The 18,343-nt window shown below is 63.3% G+C and carries 14 protein-coding genes; 4 read left to right on the forward strand and 10 right to left on the reverse strand.

The window, feature by feature from the left end:
* Nucleotides 1-66 precede the first annotated feature (66 nt).
* From LSQ66_RS19995 to LSQ66_RS20010, 4 genes are read right to left on the reverse strand one after another with little or no spacing between them, the layout of a single operon-like run.
* A complete protein-coding gene (locus LSQ66_RS19995) occupies nucleotides 67-1,059 on the reverse strand; it encodes a Gfo/Idh/MocA family protein (RefSeq protein ID WP_231766935.1) in 993 nt (330 codons plus the stop codon).
* 30 nt (nucleotides 1,060-1,089) lie between these two features.
* The gene (locus LSQ66_RS20000; protein ID WP_231766936.1) at nucleotides 1,090-1,887 is read right to left on the reverse strand and encodes a DUF3025 domain-containing protein; all 798 of its coding nucleotides are present in this window, start codon (nucleotides 1,885-1,887) and stop codon (nucleotides 1,090-1,092) included.
* Between the two features lie 9 nt (nucleotides 1,888-1,896).
* Nucleotides 1,897-2,946, reverse strand: coding sequence for a dihydroorotase (gene pyrC / locus LSQ66_RS20005; RefSeq protein ID WP_231766937.1), 1,050 nt, complete (start codon nucleotides 2,944-2,946; stop codon nucleotides 1,897-1,899).
* Between the two features lie 51 nt (nucleotides 2,947-2,997).
* Nucleotides 2,998-3,723: an amino acid ABC transporter ATP-binding protein gene (locus tag LSQ66_RS20010; RefSeq protein ID WP_231766938.1), complete on the reverse strand. Its 726-nt coding sequence runs from the start codon at nucleotides 3,721-3,723 to the stop codon at nucleotides 2,998-3,000.
* Nucleotides 3,724-3,899: 176 nt separating this feature from the next.
* Here LSQ66_RS20010 and LSQ66_RS20015 point away from each other — a divergent pair, with 176 nt between their 5' ends.
* The gene (locus tag LSQ66_RS20015) at nucleotides 3,900-5,165 is read left to right on the forward strand and encodes a dicarboxylate/amino acid:cation symporter (RefSeq protein ID WP_231766939.1); all 1,266 of its coding nucleotides are present in this window, start codon (nucleotides 3,900-3,902) and stop codon (nucleotides 5,163-5,165) included.
* A 118-nt stretch (nucleotides 5,166-5,283) separates the two neighbouring features.
* Here the strand turns inward: LSQ66_RS20015 and LSQ66_RS20020 are convergent, their stop codons facing one another.
* Nucleotides 5,284-7,107: an ABCB family ABC transporter ATP-binding protein/permease gene (locus LSQ66_RS20020; RefSeq protein WP_231766940.1), complete on the reverse strand. Its 1,824-nt coding sequence runs from the start codon at nucleotides 7,105-7,107 to the stop codon at nucleotides 5,284-5,286.
* 56 nt (nucleotides 7,108-7,163) lie between these two features.
* Between LSQ66_RS20020 and LSQ66_RS20025 the strand changes: the two genes are divergently transcribed.
* The gene (locus tag LSQ66_RS20025; RefSeq protein ID WP_231770164.1) at nucleotides 7,164-7,604 is read left to right on the forward strand and encodes an acyl-CoA thioesterase; all 441 of its coding nucleotides are present in this window, start codon (nucleotides 7,164-7,166) and stop codon (nucleotides 7,602-7,604) included.
* 3 nt (nucleotides 7,605-7,607) lie between these two features.
* Nucleotides 7,608-9,161, forward strand: a complete 1,554-nt coding sequence (locus LSQ66_RS20030; RefSeq protein WP_231766941.1) for an alkaline phosphatase D family protein — start codon at nucleotides 7,608-7,610, stop codon at nucleotides 9,159-9,161.
* On the opposite strand, the gene LSQ66_RS20035 is transcribed toward LSQ66_RS20030, so the two are convergent.
* The 4 genes from LSQ66_RS20035 to LSQ66_RS20050 form a co-directional block, all read right to left on the reverse strand.
* Nucleotides 9,162-10,832, reverse strand: coding sequence for a long-chain-fatty-acid--CoA ligase (locus LSQ66_RS20035; protein ID WP_231766942.1), 1,671 nt, complete (start codon nucleotides 10,830-10,832; stop codon nucleotides 9,162-9,164). It abuts the gene before it with no gap.
* A 13-nt stretch (nucleotides 10,833-10,845) separates the two neighbouring features.
* Entirely contained in the window at nucleotides 10,846-12,534 is a 1,689-nt protein-coding gene (locus tag LSQ66_RS20040; protein ID WP_231766943.1) for a long-chain-fatty-acid--CoA ligase, read from the reverse strand.
* A 162-nt stretch (nucleotides 12,535-12,696) separates the two neighbouring features.
* Complete coding sequence (locus tag LSQ66_RS20045) at nucleotides 12,697-13,761, reverse strand: aminopeptidase (protein ID WP_231766944.1); 1,065 nt, start codon at nucleotides 13,759-13,761, stop codon at nucleotides 12,697-12,699.
* 75 nt (nucleotides 13,762-13,836) lie between these two features.
* The gene (locus LSQ66_RS20050; protein ID WP_231766945.1) at nucleotides 13,837-15,912 is read right to left on the reverse strand and encodes a molybdopterin-containing oxidoreductase family protein; all 2,076 of its coding nucleotides are present in this window, start codon (nucleotides 15,910-15,912) and stop codon (nucleotides 13,837-13,839) included.
* A 126-nt stretch (nucleotides 15,913-16,038) separates the two neighbouring features.
* On the opposite strand from LSQ66_RS20050, the gene LSQ66_RS20055 reads away from it, so the two are divergent.
* The gene (locus LSQ66_RS20055; RefSeq protein ID WP_231766946.1) at nucleotides 16,039-17,253 is read left to right on the forward strand and encodes a M20 aminoacylase family protein; all 1,215 of its coding nucleotides are present in this window, start codon (nucleotides 16,039-16,041) and stop codon (nucleotides 17,251-17,253) included.
* On the opposite strand, the gene LSQ66_RS20060 is transcribed toward LSQ66_RS20055, so the two are convergent.
* Entirely contained in the window at nucleotides 17,157-18,338 is a 1,182-nt protein-coding gene (locus LSQ66_RS20060) for a hypothetical protein (RefSeq protein ID WP_231766947.1), read from the reverse strand. The genes LSQ66_RS20055 and LSQ66_RS20060 overlap by 97 nt on opposite strands.
* Nucleotides 18,339-18,343: the final 5 nt, after the last annotated feature.

An 18,343-nucleotide genomic window follows, 5' to 3' on the forward strand; every position in this document is an offset into this window, starting at 1 on the left:
GGCAGTGGGGCCTTGGTGGAAAGTTCCGAGTGTAGCCCAACTGCTTTTTCTCTGCTGGCGGCCGCCTTATTCCGCCAGATCGGCCGGGTAGCGCACGCCGATCTGCCTGCGAATCTCATCCATGACGCCCATCAGCGCCAGCGTTTCGCCCCAGGGCATGACATGGCTTTCGAGCAGGCCTTCGCGCAGGCAGCGGTTCACCTCCAGCACCTCGTAGCTGTAGCCCGCGCCGGTGCGCGGCACGTGCAGGTGGCGGCGCGTGCCGTTGCGCAGCTCGACGGTGATGTCTTCCGTGCTGTGGAACCGGCCGCCCAGGCGGATGAAGCCCTTGTCGCCGCAGATGGTGAACTCGGTCGGCGTGCTGGCGCGCAGGCTGCTGGCGCAGGCGGACATGCCGCCATTCACGTGGCGCAGAACGAAGGATGCCTGTACGTCCACGCCCGTGGGCCCGAGTTCGCCAAGCGCCTGCACTGCGGCGATGTCGCCCAGCACATAGGAAGCAATGGACAGTGGGTAGATGCCGATGTCCAGCAGGGAGCCGCCGCCCAGTTCAGGATTGAACAGGCGGTTCTCCGGCCCGGCTTCCGCCTTGAAGCCGAAATCGGCCTGCACGTTCGAGGGAGTGCCGATTTCGCCGCTGTCCGCGATGCGCCGCACTTCCTGCACCAGCGGCTGGAAGCGCGTCCACATCGCTTCCATCACAAAGAGGTTCTTCTCCCGCGCCAGGGCGAATACTTCTTCCGCCTCGCGCCGGTTGATGGTGAAGGCCTTCTCCACCAGCAGGGCCTTGCCGCCGTGGAGGCACATCAGCGCGTTCTCGTGGTGCATGGAGTGCGGCGTGGCGATATAAATTACGTCCACATCGGGATCGTCCGCAAGCGCCTGGTAGCTGCCGTGGCAGCGCTTCGCGCCGAACTCCTTGCCGAAGGCCGTGGCGCTTTCCACGGTGCGCGAGGCGACCGCCGCGAGCTCCGCATCCGGCACCTCCTTCAGTGCCGTGGCCAGCGCTTTCGCGATCTTGCCCGTTCCGAGAATCCCCCAACGAATCATTTTGCTCATGGCATGCCGTGCTTTCTCCGCTTTGCGGTTTCAGGCCGCCTGCTTCCGTTTGGGACGGAAGACGGCGGTATCTTCATAGAATACCTTGTCCTGCTGCGGCCACCAGCCGGGAATGCCCAGCACGGGCAGCGGCGTGAAGCCCGCGCGCCCCAGGCCTTCTTCGGCCAGGCGGTGCGCGACCGTTTCGTCCAGCCAGGCGCGCTGCGCCTGGTCGTCCATATCGAAATAGCTCGAAGGTGCGCGCACGATGCGGGTATGCGCCGTAATGGCCTTATAGGGCGCGACCAGCTTTTCCATCAATGCGTGGCCAAAGAGGCGTACCTGCGCATCCCGGCCGAACATGCGGGCGCGCTCCACGAAGGCCTCCTGCCACTCGTGGTTGCGCAGGGCCTCTTCCAGCGCGTTCCCCTCCTCGCCCTCGCGCAGCACGAGCAGGGCTGCGTTCTCGTCGAAGATGGTGGCGGCGTCGCGGGCGGGGCCTCGCGACTTGCCGATGCCGTCCTGTGCAATCTGCGTCGCCTGCAGGGCATTCAGCTGGCGCTTGATGCGCGGGAAGCTGAGCCACACCAGGCCATTGAAGAAATCGTGCAGGTTGTCGCGCGTGGGCACTCCGCCCGTGGCGCCAATGAACTCCTCGTAAGCCATGCCCTCGGGCAGCGCGGACTGTGGAACGAAACGCAGCGGCAGACCGCGGTGGTTGCGCAGGTCCAGCGCTTCAGCTTCGGCGCAGAAGGAGTCGATCACGCTGGCGGCATCGAGCCCGATGCGCGACGCGGCGGGCCGCACCGACTCGAACCATGGCTGCGGCCAGTCGATCTCCGCGAACACTTTCCGTCCTCAGGCCATCTTCCAGTTGATGGTTTCGCCCGCGTTCAGCGGCACCAGCGCCTGCTCGCCGAAAGGCAGGGTTTGCGGCAGCGTCCACTGTTCGCGCTTGAGGGTGATCTTGCCTTCGTTTGGCGGCAGGCCATAGAACGCCGGACCATTCAGGCTGGCGAAGGCTTCCAGCTTGTCCAGGGCGCCGGCGCGCTCGAAGGCTTCGGCGTACAGCTCCATCGCGTGCAGGGCGGTATAGCAGCCCGCGCAGCCGCAGGCGGCTTCCTTGGCACCTTGCGCGTGTGGGGCGGAGTCCGTGCCGAGGAAGAAGCGCTCATCGCCGCTGGTGGCGGCCGTGACCAGGGCCAGGCGGTGCTCTTCGCGCTTCAGCACCGGCAGGCAGTAATAGTGGGGGCGGATGCCGCCCTTGAAGATCTCGTTGCGGTTGTACAGCAGGTGGTGGGCGGTGATGGTGGCCGCGATGGGACCGTCCGCCTCCGCTACATACTGCGCCGCATCCTTGGTGGTGATGTGTTCGAAGACGATGTTCAGCGCCGGGAAATCGCGGCGCAGCGGACGCATGACGCGCTCGATGAACACGGCTTCGCGGTCGAACAGGTCGATATCGGGATCGGTCACTTCGCCGTGGACGAGGAAAGGCATGCCCGTTTCCTGCATCGCCTCCAGCACCTTGTAGCAGTTGGCCAGGTCTGTGACGCCCGCGTCGGAATTGGTGGTGGCGCCCGCCGGGTAGAGTTTCACGGCATGGACGAAATCGGTCTCGCTCGCCCGCAGGATCTCTTCAGGCGTGGTGTTGTTGGTGAGATAGAGCGTCATGAGCGGCTCGAACTGCATGCCCTGCGGCAGGGCCGCCAGGATACGGCCGCGGTAAGCCTCGGCAGCGGCCACGGTGGTGACGGGCGGCTTCAGGTTGGGCATGACGATGGCGCGGCCGAACTGGCGCGCGCTGTGCGGCAGCACGCTCGCCATGGTCGCGCCGTCGCGCAGGTGCAGGTGCCAGTCGTCCGGGCGGGTAATGGTCAGGCTGGAGGGGGCTTCAAAGGTAGACATGGCGGCTCTCGATATCGGAATCCCGATATTTTACCTTTTCGCCCCTGCCGCCTAGTGGATGATACGGGCCAGGAAGTCGCGGGCGCGTTCGGAGCGGGGGGCGCCGAAGAACTCGTCCTTGCTGCAGTCTTCGAGGATACGGCCCTTGTCCATGAAGACCACGCGGTTGGCGACCTTGCGGGCGAAGCCCATCTCGTGGGTCACCACCATCATGGTCATGCCTTCCTGGGCCAGGCCGACCATCACGTCCAGCACTTCGTTGATCATTTCGGGGTCGAGCGCCGAGGTGGGTTCGTCGAACAGCATGGCGATGGGGTCCATGGCCAGGGCGCGGGCGATGGCCACGCGCTGCTGCTGGCCGCCCGAAAGCTGGGAGGGGAACTTGTCCTGGTGGGCCAGCAGGCCGACCCGGTCCAGGTATTTCAGGCCACGTTCGGTCGCCTCGTCGCGGCTGCGGCCCAGCACCTTCATCTGGCCCAGGTTCAGGTTGTCGCGTACGGAAAGATGGGGAAAGAGCTCGAAATTCTGGAAGACCATGCCGATGCGGGCGCGCAGGGCGTTCAATTTGGTCTCGGAGGCGCCTACCGAAGCGCCATCCACCACGATTTCGCCTTTCTGGAAGGGCTCAAGGCCGTTGACCGTCTTGATCAGGGTGGACTTGCCGGAGCCGGAGGGGCCGCAGATCACCATCACGTCGCCCTTGGCGACACTGGTGCTGCAATCGGTCAGCACCTGGAACTGCCCATACCATTTGCTTACGTCTTTTATCTCGATCATATCCGTCCAAATCCGCCCGCCAAGCCCTGTGGATGGCCATCCACACTCGCTTGACAGTTCACCATGCCCGCAAGGATACTGCGGAACTTGCTGTTGATTGCCTATTAATTCAACATTCTACCGGCAAACTTGCTCCCGGCGCACTGCAGAGGGACACAATCAGGAGATACGCGTATATGGAAAAGAAAAATCGCCTGACCACTTATATCCTGGTCGGTCTTGCACTCGGGGTTCTGGTTGGTTACCTCGTCAACGTGTCGATGGCTACGCCGGCCAGCTACGCGGACACCATGTCCCTCATCACGACGCTGTTCCTGCGCCTGATCAAGATGATTATAGCGCCGCTGGTGTTCTCCACGCTGGTGGTGGGCATTGCGCGCATGGGCGACGCCGGTGAAGTAGGCCGCGTGGGCATCAAGACGCTGGCCTGGTTCTTCATCGCGTCGGTGATGTCGCTGGCGCTGGGCCTTATCCTGGTTAACATCTTCCGTCCGGGCGACGCCCTGGTGGGCCAGCTGCCCGCGCACGCTGCCGCTTCCGGCCTGGCGACCAGCAGCCTGACGCTCAAGGAGTTCGTCACCCACCTGGTGCCTTCCTCCATCGTGGACGGCATGGCGAAGAACGAGATCCTGCAGATTGTGGTGTTCTCCCTGTTCTTCGGCCTGGGCGCCGCCGCCATCGGCAAGAAAGCCGAGCCGCTGATCGAAGCCGTGGATGGCGTGGCGCACGTGATGCTGAAGGTCACCGGCTATGTAATGAAGTTCGCTCCCTTCGCCGTGTTTGCCGCCGTTTCCGGCACCATCGCCAAGAGCGGCCTGGGCGTGCTGCAGACCTATGGCGTGTTCATGGCCGAGTTCTACTTCGGCATCGTGATCCTGTGGCTGCTCCTGATCGGCGCGGGCTTCATCTTCCTCGGCCGCCGCGTACTGGCGCTGATTACCGAAGTGCGCGGCCCGACGCTGCTGGCCTTCTCCACCGCGTCCAGCGAAGCTGCCTTCCCGAAAACCCTGGAAGGCCTGGAGCGCTTCGGTGTGCGCAACCGCATCGCGGCGTTCGTGCTGCCGATCGGCTATTCCTTCAACCTGGACGGCTCGATGATGTACTGCACCTTCGCCGCCGTCTTCATCGCGCAGGCTTATGGCATCGAGATGTCCCTGGGCCAGCAGATGACCATGATGGCCGTGCTGATGCTCACCTCCAAGGGCATGGCCGGCGTGCCGCGCGCCTCGCTGGTGGTGATCGCCGCAACCCTGTCGCAGTTCAATATCCCTGAAGCGGGCCTCGTTCTGCTGCTCGGTATCGACCACTTCCTGGATATGGCGCGCTCGGCGACCAATGTGATCGGCAACAGCATCGCAACCGCCGTGGTGGCGAAGTGGGAGGGGGAACTGACCACACCCGCCGCACCGAACAAGGAGTTGGCGGAAGCGCCGCTGCCGTAAAAACAAAGGCTCCTTCGGGAGCCTTTTTAGTTGTGGCGCCATGCCGCAGACTGTGGCCGGCGGCGGACTGTGATACCGGGGACAGACCCCATCCGGGGTCTGTCCCCTCTGCCGCGACCTATGCCGCTTCGGCGGATTCGTCTTCGCGGCGCGCCTGCTGGCGCTCCCACATCTGGGCATACAGGCCGCCCGCCGACAGCAGCGATTGATGCGTGCCGCGCTCCACGATGCGGCCGTGGTCGAGCACCAGGATCTGGTGCGCATCGGCCACCGTGGACAGACGGTGTGCTATCACCATCGTGGTGCGGTCGCGCGCAATTTCCTTGAGCTGCGCCTGGATCGCCTGTTCGGACTTGGAATCGAGGGCGGACGTCGCCTCGTCGAAGATGAGGATCGCCGGATTCTTCAGCAGTGTTCGGGCAATCGCCACTCGCTGCTTCTCGCCGCCGGAAAGCTTCAGGCCCCGCTCGCCCACCATGGACTGGTAGCCGTCCGGCAGGCTGTCGATGAAGTCGTGGATGGAGGCCGCCTTCGCCGCTGCGATGATCTCTTCCTTCGAAGCGCCCGGCTTGCCGTATCCAATGTTGTACTCGATGGTGTCGTTGAACAGCACCGTATCCTGCGGCACGATGCCGATGGCGTGGCGCAGCGAGTCCTGCGTCACCTTGCGCAGGTCCTGGCCGTCGATGGTGATCGAACCGCCGTTCACCTCATAGAAACGGTACAGCAGGCGCGAGAGCGTCGACTTGCCCGATCCGCTGTGGCCTACCACCGCCGTGGTGGTGCCCGCGGCAATGGTGAAGTCCACATCGAAGAGGATCTGGCGCTTGGCCTCGTAGCTGAAATCCACGTGCGAGAACTTCACCTGTGCTCCGCTGGTCAGCAGGGGCTTCGCGTCGGGCGAATCAGCCACTTCGCGGTTTTCGTCCAGCAGCGAGAACAGGCGCTCCATGTCCGCCAGGCTTTGCTTGATCTCGCGGTAGATCACGCCCAGGAAGTTCAGCGGAATATACAGCTGGATCATGAAGGAGTTCACCAGCACCAGGTCGCCCAGCGTCATGCTGCCGTCGATGACGCCCTGGGTCGCGCGCCACAGGATCAGGGTGACCGCCGTGGCAATGATGGCCGACTGGCCCGTATTCAGCAGGGAGAGCGAGGTCTGCGACTTCACGGCCGCGCTTTCGAAGCGCTGCAGTCCCTCGTCGTAGCGCTTGGCCTCGTATTCTTCGTTGCCGAAGTATTTCACCGTTTCGTAATTGAGCAGGGAGTCGATGGCCTTGGTGTTGGCCTTCGAGTCCAGATCGTTCATGGTGCGGCGGAAGTGGGTGCGCCAGTTCGTCACCACCACCGTGAACACGATGTAGAGCACCAGGGCCGTGAAGGTGATGACCGAGAACCATATGTCGTAGTGGGTGACGAGATAGCCCAGCACCAGCGTGATCTCCACCAGCGTGGGCAGGATGTTGAACAGCGTATAGGAGATGAGCGAGCCCACGCCGCGCGTGCCCCGTTCGATATCGCGCGTCATGCCGCCCGTCTGCCGGTTCAGGTGAAAGCGCAGGGACAGCGAATGCAGGTGGCGGAAGACTTTCAGCGCAATGGTACGCACCGCGCGCTGGGTCACGCGGGCGAACAGGAATTCGCGCAGTTCCGTGAACACGGTGGTGGACAGGCGCAGCGCACCGTAGGCGACCAGCAGCGCCAAAGGCAGCACGAGCAGGGCATGGGGGTTGCCCGGCTTGATGGTCATGGCGTCCACCAGGTGCTTGAGCACGACGGGCACGCCCACGTTGGCCAGCTTGGCGCCGACCAGGGCTACCATGGCGGCCATCACGCGCCATTTGTAGACCCAGAGATAGGGCAGAAGGGTTTTCAGCGTAGCGAGGTCGCCGCGCCCGGATGGCAGGTCGGCTGGCGCGGCAGAGTAGGCGGAACGGCGCATGGGAACGGGATAGCAGTTACAATTTGGCCCATTGTAGCCCTTCAAGAGAATTCATGATGACCACGCCAGAGAACACGCCAATCGCCACCGAGAACCGCGGCCTGCCGCCGGGAAAGATGCCGGAACTGCGCGTGATGCCCGCTCCGGCCGACGCCAATGTCTATGGCGACGTGTTTGGCGGCTGGATCATGGCCCAGGTGGACATTGCGGGCTCCCTGCCCGCCACCCGCCGCGCCAACGGCCGCGTGGCCACGATTGCCGTGAATTCCTTCCTGTTCAAGAACCCCGTCTTTGTGGGCGACCTGCTCTCCTTCTATGCGGATATCGTCAAGGTGGGCAACACCTCGATCACGGTGAACGTCGAGGTGTATGCTGAACGCAACCGCCTGCAGGCCGTCACCGTCAAGGTGACGGAAGCGACGCTTACCTATGTAGCGACGGGCCCGGACCGCAAGCCGCGCCCCGTTCCGCCCCTCGAATCGCTGCTCCAGAACTAGGGCATGCAGCGCCGCGTCCTGCTGCTCAACACCTTGCGGCTCGCCGGACTGGCAGCCGTGGGCGCAGGCCTGGTTCTGCCTGCGCGTTCGGCGCCGCGCGGCAACGGAAAATACCCCTTCGTCCTTGGCGTAGCCTCGGGCTCCCCCCTGCCCGATTCCGTGGTGCTGTGGACGCGCATCCTGTACGACCCGCTGAACGCGGCCGCCATGCCGGAAACCGCCTTCACCGTGCGCTGGGAAGTGGCCGAGGATGAAGCCTTCCGCAATATCGCCGCGCACGGAACGGCGAACGCCCTGCCCGCGCTGGCGCACAGCGTGCACGTGGACGTGAAAGGCCTGCGGCCGGGCCGCTGGTACTGGTACCGCTTCATGCTTGACGATGCGGTAAGCCCGGTGGGCCGCACGCGCACGGCGCCGGGAACGCTGGAGATGCCGGGCGCACTGAAGCTCGCCGTCGCGTCCTGCCAGCACTGGGAGTTCGGCTACTACGCCGCCCACCGCCACATTGCCGCGGCGGCGCCCGACCTGGTGGCATTCCTCGGCGATTACATCTACGAATGGGGCGCCTATCAGCTGGAGCATCCGCAGCGCGCGGTGCGCCGCGACGAGAGCTTTACCCTGGCCGACTACCGCGCGCGCTATGCGCAGTACAAGAGCGACCCGGATTTGCAGGCCGCGCACCTCGCCGCGCCCTGGATCGTGACCTGGGACGACCATGAAGTGGCCAACGATTACGGCGGCCTGCGCGACGAGCTGCTGTCGCCGGACTTCGCGGCGCGCCGCGCAGCAGCCTACCAGGCATGGTACGAGCACCAGCCTGTGCGCCTGCCCGCCGCGGGAGGCTTCGACGACGTGCGCATCTACCAGCGCTACGACTGGGGCAGGCTGGCGCGCTTCCACGTTCTGGACAACCGCCAGTACCGCTCGCCCCAGGCCTGCCCGCGGCCAGGACGCGGCGGCTCCGCCTCCGTCTACCGGGCGGCCTGCGCCGCGCTGGCCGACCCGGAACGCACCATGCTCGGGCCACATCAGGAGAGCTGGCTGGCGGACGGCCTGAAGACGGCGCGCACGCGCTGGAATTTCATCGCCCAGCAGACCCTGATGGCGCAGTCCTCCCAGGTGCCCCTGCGCCAGGCAACGGACGGCCGCTTCTGGACCGATGGCTGGGATGGCTATCCCGCCGCCCGCCAGCGCCTGCTCGACACGCTTCGCAGCAGCAAGGCAGCCAATCCCATCGTTCTCTCGGGCGACGTGCACACTTTCTACGCGGCGGAACTGGGCGCGCAGGATGCTCCTGCCGTTGCAACGGAGTTCTGCGGAACCTCCATCACCTCCAGTTCGCGCCCGCAGTCCCGCACCGAGGAGTACCTGAAGATCAACCCTCACATCAAGTACGGCCGCAGCGACCGGCGCGGCTTCATGCTGATGGATATCCGTCCCGAGCGGACGATGGTGCTGTTCCAGGGCCTGGAGAACGTCAGAAAAAAAGCCAGCGGCATCGGCACGCTGGCTTCCTTCGCGGTGGACGCGGGCAAACCCGGCTTCGTCCTCTCCTGACTACGCTGCCTTCTTCTCGTCGCGCAGCTGGCGGCGGATGATCTTGCCGACGTTGGACTTCGGCAGGTCGTCGCGGAACTCGATGTACTTCGGCTTCTTGTAGGCCGTGAGTTCGTGCTTGCAGAAGTCCAGCAGCTGTTCGGCGGTGAGTTGCGGGTCCTTGCGCACGACGAAGAGCTTCACCGCCTCGCCGGACACATTGTCCGGCACGCCGATGCAGGCCACTTCCAGCACGCCCGGATGGGCCGCCACCACGCCTTCCACTTCGTTCGGGTACACGTTGAAGCCGGACACGATGATCATGTCCTTCTTGCGGTCCACGATGCGGGTGTAGCCCCTTTCGTCCATCACGCCCACGTCGCCCGTCTTGAAGAAGCCGTCCGGCGTCATGGACTTGGCCGTTTCCTCGGGGCGCTGCCAGTAGCCCTGCATCACCTGCGGGCCGCGGATCGCAATCTCGCCCGCGGTTCCGAGCGGCACTTCCTTGCCGTCGTCGTCCAGGATGCACACTTCAGTGGACGGAATCGGCAGGCCGATGGTGCCCGTGAACTCGCGGATATCCACGCGGTTGGCGGTGGCCACCGGCGAGGTCTCGGACAGGCCGTAGCCTTCGATGATCGGCGTGCCGGTAATCTTCAGCCACTTGTCCGCCACCGCCTTCTGCACGGCCATGCCGCCGCCGTTGCAGACCTTGTAGCTGGAGAAGTCCAGCTTGGCGAATTCCGGATTATTGAGCAGCGCGTTGTACAGCGTATTCACGGCCGGGAAGACGGTGACGCGGTACTTGGCCAGTTCCTTCACGAAGCCTGGAATGTCGCGCGGGTTCGGAATGAGCACATTCAGCCCGCCCAGGCGCATGCCCATGAAGGCGCTGATGGTGAGCGAATAGATGTGGTACAGCGGCAGGGCGCACACGAACACCACCTGCTCTTCCTGTGGCGCCATGTTCAGCCAGGCCTCGTTCTGCAGCACGTTGGCGATCACATTCCGGTGCAGCAGCACGGCGCCTTTCGACACGCCCGTGGTGCCGCCCGTGTACTGCAGGAAGGCGATATCGTCGTGATTCTGCTTGGCCGGGTTGAGCGAGAGGCGGCCGCCTTCGGCCATCACCTGCTTGAACGACACCGCATTCGGCAGCGAGAAGGGCGGCACCATCTTCTTCACCTTGCGCACCACCATGTTCACGATGGCGCCTTTCACGGCGCCAAGCAGGTCGCCCATGGTGGCCACGATCACGTGCTTCACCTGCGTTTCGGCCAGCACTTCCTGCACCGTGTGCGCGAAGTTCTCCAGCACGATGATGGCTTCGGCGCCGGAGTCCTTCAGCTGGTGCTCCAGCTCGCGCGGCGTGTAGAGGGGGTTCACGTTCACCACCACATAGCCCGCGCGCAGCACGCCCGCCATGGCGACGGGGTACTGGAGTACGTTCGGCAGCATGATCGCCACGCGCGCGCCCTGCGGCAGGCCTTTGCCCTGCAGCCAGGCGCCGAACTTCTGCGACATCTGGTCCACTTCGCCGAAGGTGAGGAACTTGTCCATGCAGACGTAGGCCTTCTTGTCGGCATACTTGCGGAACGACTCTTCCAGCAGGTGCGTCACGGAGCGGTACTGCGTGCTGTCGATCTCCGCAGGAACGCCTTCGGGGTAGGATTTCAACCAGATTTTTTCCATCTTCTTGCCTCGTCTATGCAGCCTTCTTGTCGCCGGGCTTGACCTCGTCGCGCAGCACGCGGCGCAGGATCTTGCCCACATTGGTTTTCGGGAGTTCGTCGCGGAACTCGATGTATTTCGGTTTCTTGTAGCCGGTGAGGTTCTCTTTGCAGTAAGCCATGAGCGCCTCCTGCGTGAGGTTCGGGTCCTTGCGCACCACGAAGACTTTCACGGCCTCGCCGGAGTGCTCGTCCGGCACACCGATGCAGGCGCATTCCAGCACGCCGGGGTGCGCAGCGATCACCGCTTCCAGCTCGTTGGGGTACACATTGAAGCCCGAGACCAGGATCATGTCCTTCTTGCGGTCCACAATCTTCACGAAGCCGTCCGCATCCATCACGCCCACGTCGCCGGACTTGAAGTAGCCGTCCGGGGTCATGACCTTGGCCGTTTCGTCCGGACGGTTCCAGTAGCCGGCCATCACCTGCGGACCGCGGATGGCGATCTCGCCGGCCTGGCCGAGAGGCAGCTCGTTGCCGTCGTCGTCCAGGATGGTCAGGTCGGTGGACGGCAGGGGAAGCCCGATGGTGCCGGTGAAGCCCTTGTTGGTGACCCGGTTGCAGCTCGCCACGGGGGCTGTCTCGGACAGGCCGTAGCCTTCGATGATGCCGACACCCGTCACCTTCAGCCACTTGTCGTTGACCGCCTGCTGCACGGCCATGCCGCCGCCCAGGCAAAGCTTCAGGTGCGAGAAGTCCAGCTCCGCGAAATCGGGATGGTTCACCAGCGCGTTGTACAGCGTGTTCACCGCGGGCAGGATATTGAACTTGTACTTGGTGAGCTCACGGATAAAGCCGCCAATATCGCGCGGGTTCGGAATCAGGACATTCGTGGCCCCGCTGCGCATGCCCCACATTGCGCAAACCGTGAGGGCGAAGATGTGATACAGCGGCAGCGCACACACGATGACGGCGTTGTCCAGCTGCCCCATGACCGGCACCGACCATGCCTCCACCTGCAACAGGTTCGCAATCACATTGCGGTGGGTGAGCGAGGCGCCCTTGGAAATGCCTGTGGTGCCGCCCGTGTACTGGAGGAAGGCCACATCCTCGTTCTTCAGCTCCACCGGCGTGAGCTTCATGCTTTTCGCGTGGCCCAGGGCCTCCTTGAAGCGCACCGCATTCGGCAGCGAGAACGCAGGCACCATCTTCTTCACATGGCGCACCACGAGGTTGACGATGACGCCCTTGGCCCCGCCCAGCATTTCGCCCATGCTGGCCACGATGATGTGCTTGACCGAGGTGCGGCTCAGCACCTGCTCCAGCGTGGTTGCGAAGTTCTCGAGGATGATAATGGCTTCCGCGCCCGAGTCCACCAGCTGGTGTTCCAGCTCGCGCGCCGTGTACAGCGGATTCACGTTCACCACCGTGTAGCCCGCACGCAGGATGGCGGCGATGGCCACCGGGTACTGCAGCACGTTCGGCATCATGATCGCCACGCGCGCGCCCGGCTTCATGCCGCGGCTCTGGAGCCAGGCGCCCATGCGCCTGGAGTGCTCGTCGAGTTCGCGGTAACTCAGGAACTTGTCCATGCAGACGAAGGCGTTACGGTCCGCATATTTTTGGAAGGATTCTTCCAGCAGATGCACCAGCGAGCGATATTGGTTGGGGTCGATGTCCGCGGGCACGCCGGGTGGGTAGGACTTCAGCCAAATTTTATCCATCTGCGCCTCTTGTCTCGTTATCGTTGTGGTGGGGCGCCGGCAAAAAAACGAACGCCCGTACTATCTGCAGATGATGATGCTATCGGCAGGGAGTCCAGTATGCAAGCGCTTTTGATAATTTGGAACGCCTCTTCTATTAAGAAGCGTTGCTGCAACGCAGCATCAATGCGCGCCGGCGGTCTCGCTGGGGCGTTCGGCGACGGTGGTGTCGGGGGCGGGCGGGGCCAGGCGCGCCAGCTGGGTAAGGCGCTCGTGCCGCTCGACTGAAGGCAGGTTGCTCATGCTTTGCACCGCAGCATAGAAATGCGGAAAATCCTTCTGCTGTACCAGCAGCGCGCGGAAGCCGGGCAGCAGGTCGTTGTAGGTGGCCACGGCGGCCAGGTGGGCGTTGGTGAGCTTTTCGGCGAAGAAGCGGTCGTAGCCCGCGTAGCCGCCCCAGCTCACCTTCAGTTCCTTGTACTCCGCCTGCAGGGAGGCGAAGATGCGCGCCTTGCCTTCGCGCTTGCGTTTCACGCTCTGCTTGCTCGCATAGAGCTCGGCCAGCATCTGGCGGTGCTTCACCAGCAGGTTCAGGAAGTCCTTGCGGCGGGCGCTGTAGCGGGCATAGGCCTCGCGCATGGGCGGGTCGCCGTACAGCTCCAGCCAGCGGTTCACGCCCGCCTCCTCGACGGCCGTGGCAAAGGCTTCGTTGAAGCGCGAGTCGCCCTGGATGTAGACCACCTGGTGCGCCAGCTCATGGAAGACCATGCGCGCCAGTTCAGCGTCGGAATAGTTGATGAAGGTGGAGAGCAAGGGGTCGCTGAACCAGCCCAGGGTGGAGTAGGCGGGCACGCCGCCCATCTGCACGTCGTTGCCTTCGGCACGCAGCTCTTCGGCGTAGGCCGCCGCGTCGTCCTTGTTGTAGTAGCCCTTGTAGCTCACGCAGCCCGCAATGGGGAAGCACCACTGGATGGGATGCAGCGAGAGCTCCGGCGTCGCCACCACATTCCACAGCACGAAAGGACGGTTGAGGGCCGCGTAGTTCTTGTAGCTCGCGTTGTCCGGCAGGCCCAGTTCCTTCACAGCGAAGCGGCGGATCATGCGCGCCTTTTCCAGGCGGGCCTTGAGTTTGAGATCGGTGGCGGGATCGCCCAGCCAATCCTCAATCGGACGGGTGTCCGACCACAGCGAGTACTGGCCTTGCGCGGCCTGGAAGTAATACTTGAATTGTGCGCAACCTGCCAGCATCAGGACGCAAGCCGCCCCCGCCAGCAGGTATCTGGCCCTTATTTTTAAAGGGACAATGTTGCGCATACCTCACCTTCAGACCGCTCTTTCCACCTGAACGAGTGTATCGTAAAACGTCGGGGCGCGTCCCATGTCGGTCAGCCGTTGGCTCGTTACCTCATTGGCATTCTTGCCGTCGCGGGCCAGCTTTTTCCACCAGATCGAAAGGCCTACCACGAGGCCCTTCCGGGCCTTGTCCGTCACCCTCGCCTTGCACACGAAGGAGCCGCGATCGTTGAAGATGCGGACCATATCGCCGTGGTTCACGCCACGTGTTGCCGCGTCATCAGGATTGATGTCGAGCCAAGGTTCGCCTTCCGCCGCGCGCAGGCTTTGCACGTTGACAAAGGTGGAGTTCAGGAAGTTGCGTTGCGGCGGAGATATCATCGCAAGCGGGTATTTTGCCGCCAGATCGGGGGCAGATGCCTGCGATTCGTAGTTCGGAATGTAGGCGGGAAGGGGGTCCAGGCCATCCGCCTTCATTTGTGCCGAATAGAACTCACATTTTCCCGAAGGTGTGGGGAAATTGCCGCATGCAAATGGTGCATCCGGCATGTTCAGCTTCTCCCAGCCCTTGCGCTTCAGGGATTCCCAGTCGAAATGCACGGCACGCTCGTCATCCTTGCGGAAGGCGATGGCTGCCATTTCGTCATCGCTCTCGCGGAAGCAGGAATCGTCCAGCCCCATGCGCGCTGCCAGCAGGCGGAAGATTTCCGTGTTCGGCTTGGCTTCGCCCATGGGCGCGATGGCGGCGTTGTTTGCCATCATGTACAGGTGGCCGTAGGCCAGGTGGACGTCCGTGTGCTCCAGCTGGGTGGTGGCGGGCAGCAGGATATCCGCGTAGTCGGCGGTGTCGGTCTGGAAGTGTTCGAGCACCACGGTGAACAGGTCCTCGCGCGCGAAACCGGCCGCCACCTTCGGCGATTCCGGCGCCACGGCTACGGGATTGGAGTTGTACACGATGACGGCTTCGATTTTCGGGCCGAACTCCGGCGACGCCTCCTTCAGCAGGTCGTCGCCGATGGTGCTCATGTTGATCGTGCGCGGCTGCTTCTTCAGCAGGTCCGGGCGCTGCAGGGCGGGCTTGTTCGAGGGGAAGGTGCCGGAGGCCGAGAGCTGCACGCCGCCAGCCGCATGGCGCCATGCGCCCACCAGCGCCGGGAGGCAGGCAACGTTGCGCACGGCCATGCCGCCGCCGCGCACCCGCTGCACGCCGTAATTCAGGCGGATCGCCACCGGCTCGCCCGCCTTGGCCGTGCTGCCGTAGACGCGCGCCAGCCCCACCACCTCCTCAACGGTGATGCCGCAGGTTTCGGCGGTGCGCTCGGGCGTCCATTCGGCGGCGCGCTCTTTCAGCTCCTCGAAGCCCAGGGTGTAGCGGGCGATATAGTCCTCGTCCAGCAGCTTCTCGGCGATCAGCACATGCATCATGCCCAGGGCCAGGGCGCTGTCCGTGCCGGGCAGCAGGGCGATATGCTGGTGGCATTTCTCCGCCGTCAGCGAACGGTAGGGGTCGATGGCGATGAGACGGGCGCCGCGGCGCTTCGCTTCCTGGGCGCGCATCCAGAAGTGCAGGTTGGAGGCGATGGGGTTGCCGCCCCAGATCAGGATCAGCTTCGCATTCTGGAACTGCTCGATGTCCGTTCCCACGGAGCCGCCGATGGTGTACTTGTAGCCGGTAGCTCCGGCCATGGCGCAGATCGTGCGGTCCAGCAAGGAAGCGCCCAGGGAATGGAAGAAGCGCAGGGACATGGATTCGCCCTGCAGCAGCCCCATGGTGCCCGCGTAGCTGTAGGGCAGGATCGCTTCCGGCCTTTCCTGGGCCAGGGGCTTGAGGCGGGCGGCGATGGTGTCCAGCGCCTCGTCCCAGCTGATGCGTTCGAACTTGCCTTCCCCCTTCTTGCCCACGCGGCGCATGGGGTAGAGCAGGCGGTCCGGCGAGTAGGTGCGCTCGGCGTAGCGCGCCACCTTGGTGCACAGCACACCGGCGGTCGTTGGGTGGTCGGGATCGCCCTTGATCTCGGTGGCAACGCCGTTTTCGACGGTGACGAGGATGGCGCAGGTATCGGGGCAGTCGTGCGGGCAGGCGGCACGGACTTGGGTGCTTGTCATGGCAAATCCGGTAGTTACTTGGAGCAAACCCTTATCGTAAACCATTCCGGCGATCGCGTTGCGGAGCTACAATGGTCTTTCAAAACCCTCACGAGGGGTGCAAGAACAAGAATTGTGGAGAAGCAGATGAAACTAGTTGAACCCATCATTGCGTTTCAATCCGAGCTTGAGGCCATCCGCCGCGACATCCATGCGCACCCTGAGCTCTGCTACGAAGAACAGCGCACCTCCGACGTTGTCGCCGCCAAGCTGACCGAATGGGGCATTCCCGTGGTGCGCGGCCTGGGGCTCACGGGCGTGGTCGGCATCATCAAGAACGGCACGTCCAACCGCGCCATCGGCCTTCGCGCAGACATGGACGCGCTGCCCATGCAGGAAGTGAACACCTTCCCCCACGCCTCGCGCCACAGCGGCAAAATGCACGCCTGCGGGCACGACGGCCACACCGCCATGCTGCTGGGTGCAGCGAAGCACCTGGCGCAGCACCGCAATTTCGACGGCACCGTCTATCTCGTCTTCCAGCCCGCAGAGGAAGGTGGCGGCGGCGCGCGCCGCATGATGCAGGACGGACTCTTCGAGCGATTCCCCATGGAGGCCATCTACGGCATGCACAACTGGCCGGGTATGGAGGCGGGCAAGTTCGGCGTCTGCCCCGGCCCCATGATGGCGTCCTCCAACGAATTCCACGTGAAGGTGAAGGGCAAGGGCGCACATGCGGCGCAGCCGCACAAGGGTGTCGATCCCGTCATGATCGCCGTGCACATCGCACAGGCCTGGCAGACCATTATCACCCGCAACAAGAGCCCTCTCGACACGGCCGTGCTGTCGATCACGCAGATCCACGCCGGCAGCGCCACGAACGTCATTCCGGACGAAGCGGAACTGGTGGGCACCGTACGCACCTTCACCACCGAGGTATTGGACCTGATCGAATCACGCATGCAGGCGCTGGCCGAAAGCCTGGCCGCAGGCTTCGGCGCCGAAGTCGATTTCGTCTTCAAGCGCAACTATCCCCCGCTCGTGAACCACGAGAAGGAAACGGCGTTCGCCGTGGACGTGATGCGTTCCCTGGTCGGCGCCGAGAACGTGGACGCAAACACTGAGCCAACCATGGGCGCAGAGGACTTCGCCTACTTCCTGCAAGAGAAGCCGGGCTGCTACATCTTCATCGGCAACGGCGACAGCGTGGGCGCGCACCGGCACGACGGCCATGGCATGGGCCCCTGCGTGCTGCACAACGCAAGCTACGACTTCAACGACTCGCTGCTGCCCATCGGCGCAAGCCTGTGGGTGCGCATGGCCGAAGCGGCGCTGCCCTTGGCCCCAGCTGGTGGAAGGTAAATCTTCGCTCTCACTTCGTCTTGACGTAGAGCGATCGGATTTGTATGTGCGTTCGCGCCATCGGCCTTATCGGTGGCGCGATTCTCAGCGCGTTTTGCGACATAGACCTTGTCCCCTGCATCAAGAAGGATCAGTAAGGGTTCGGAGCAGCCAGCATCATCGAAAGCAAGTTCGTTTGTAACTCTTCCTGGCAGCCGCTCTTTCAAGCATACGATTGCTGGCATCCCGCCACCGGCGCGGAAAGCCCGAAGCACAGCCTTTCCCACCTTGGCGTTCAACGGATACCACATCATCGAAACTAGTGTGACCATGATCGCTACTACGTAGACCATTGCACTTGCAGGTAAGGCTTCGTGCCTGAAATGAGGCGGCATGAGGATGCGCAAGCCAAGCCCTCTAGTTTGTGGAATTGATACGAACATATGAACGAGTGAGAACGCAAGGAGCGCGCCGAAACCTACCTTCCAGGCCGGTTGTATGTTCAGGCTCGGATAGACGGCTGCTGAAAGCACTAGAAACGAGCAGTAAGAAAAGCCGGATAGTGCGGTTTGGGCGATCATCGTCAGTATGAATCTGGACTTGGTGTCCTTGAACGCACGAACGCTAGAGGCAGTCGCTACTATCCAGCCGAATGCCGCTGCAATCAAGATGCCAGCAGCCCAGTAGATCCAAATGCCCCCACCGAACACGCCTATCAGTAGAAGCAACGCGATTAGCACTAGCGCCATGGGCATCCAAACGCACATTAGATAGCGCTTAAGCCTCGCCCACTCCATTCGAGGCCCACAGTCATGTGCGAGAAAATACTCTTTGGTTACCCGCAAAGGATCATCTATCAATAGCGCCGGCGCCAGCACACCGCCAACGAGAAAGAGCATACCTACTAGTGACGTCGCTCCGACCAATAGCAAGGTACTCGGGAGCACGCTTAGCTCAAGTGGAAATGGAATACCTACGTCGTTGGTATAAGCGAGCAAATAAGCAAAACCACAGATCATCCCTAGTACGCCCGCGAGCTTTAATGCATCTGGCACTGTCGCCAAGCTCTTAGCGATGGGGAAAGGCACCTCCTTGTGCGAATTCATTGTAG

The organism is Massilia endophytica, from assembly GCF_021165955.1.
Taxonomy (GTDB): Bacteria; Pseudomonadota; Gammaproteobacteria; order Burkholderiales; family Burkholderiaceae_D; genus Rugamonas; species Rugamonas endophytica.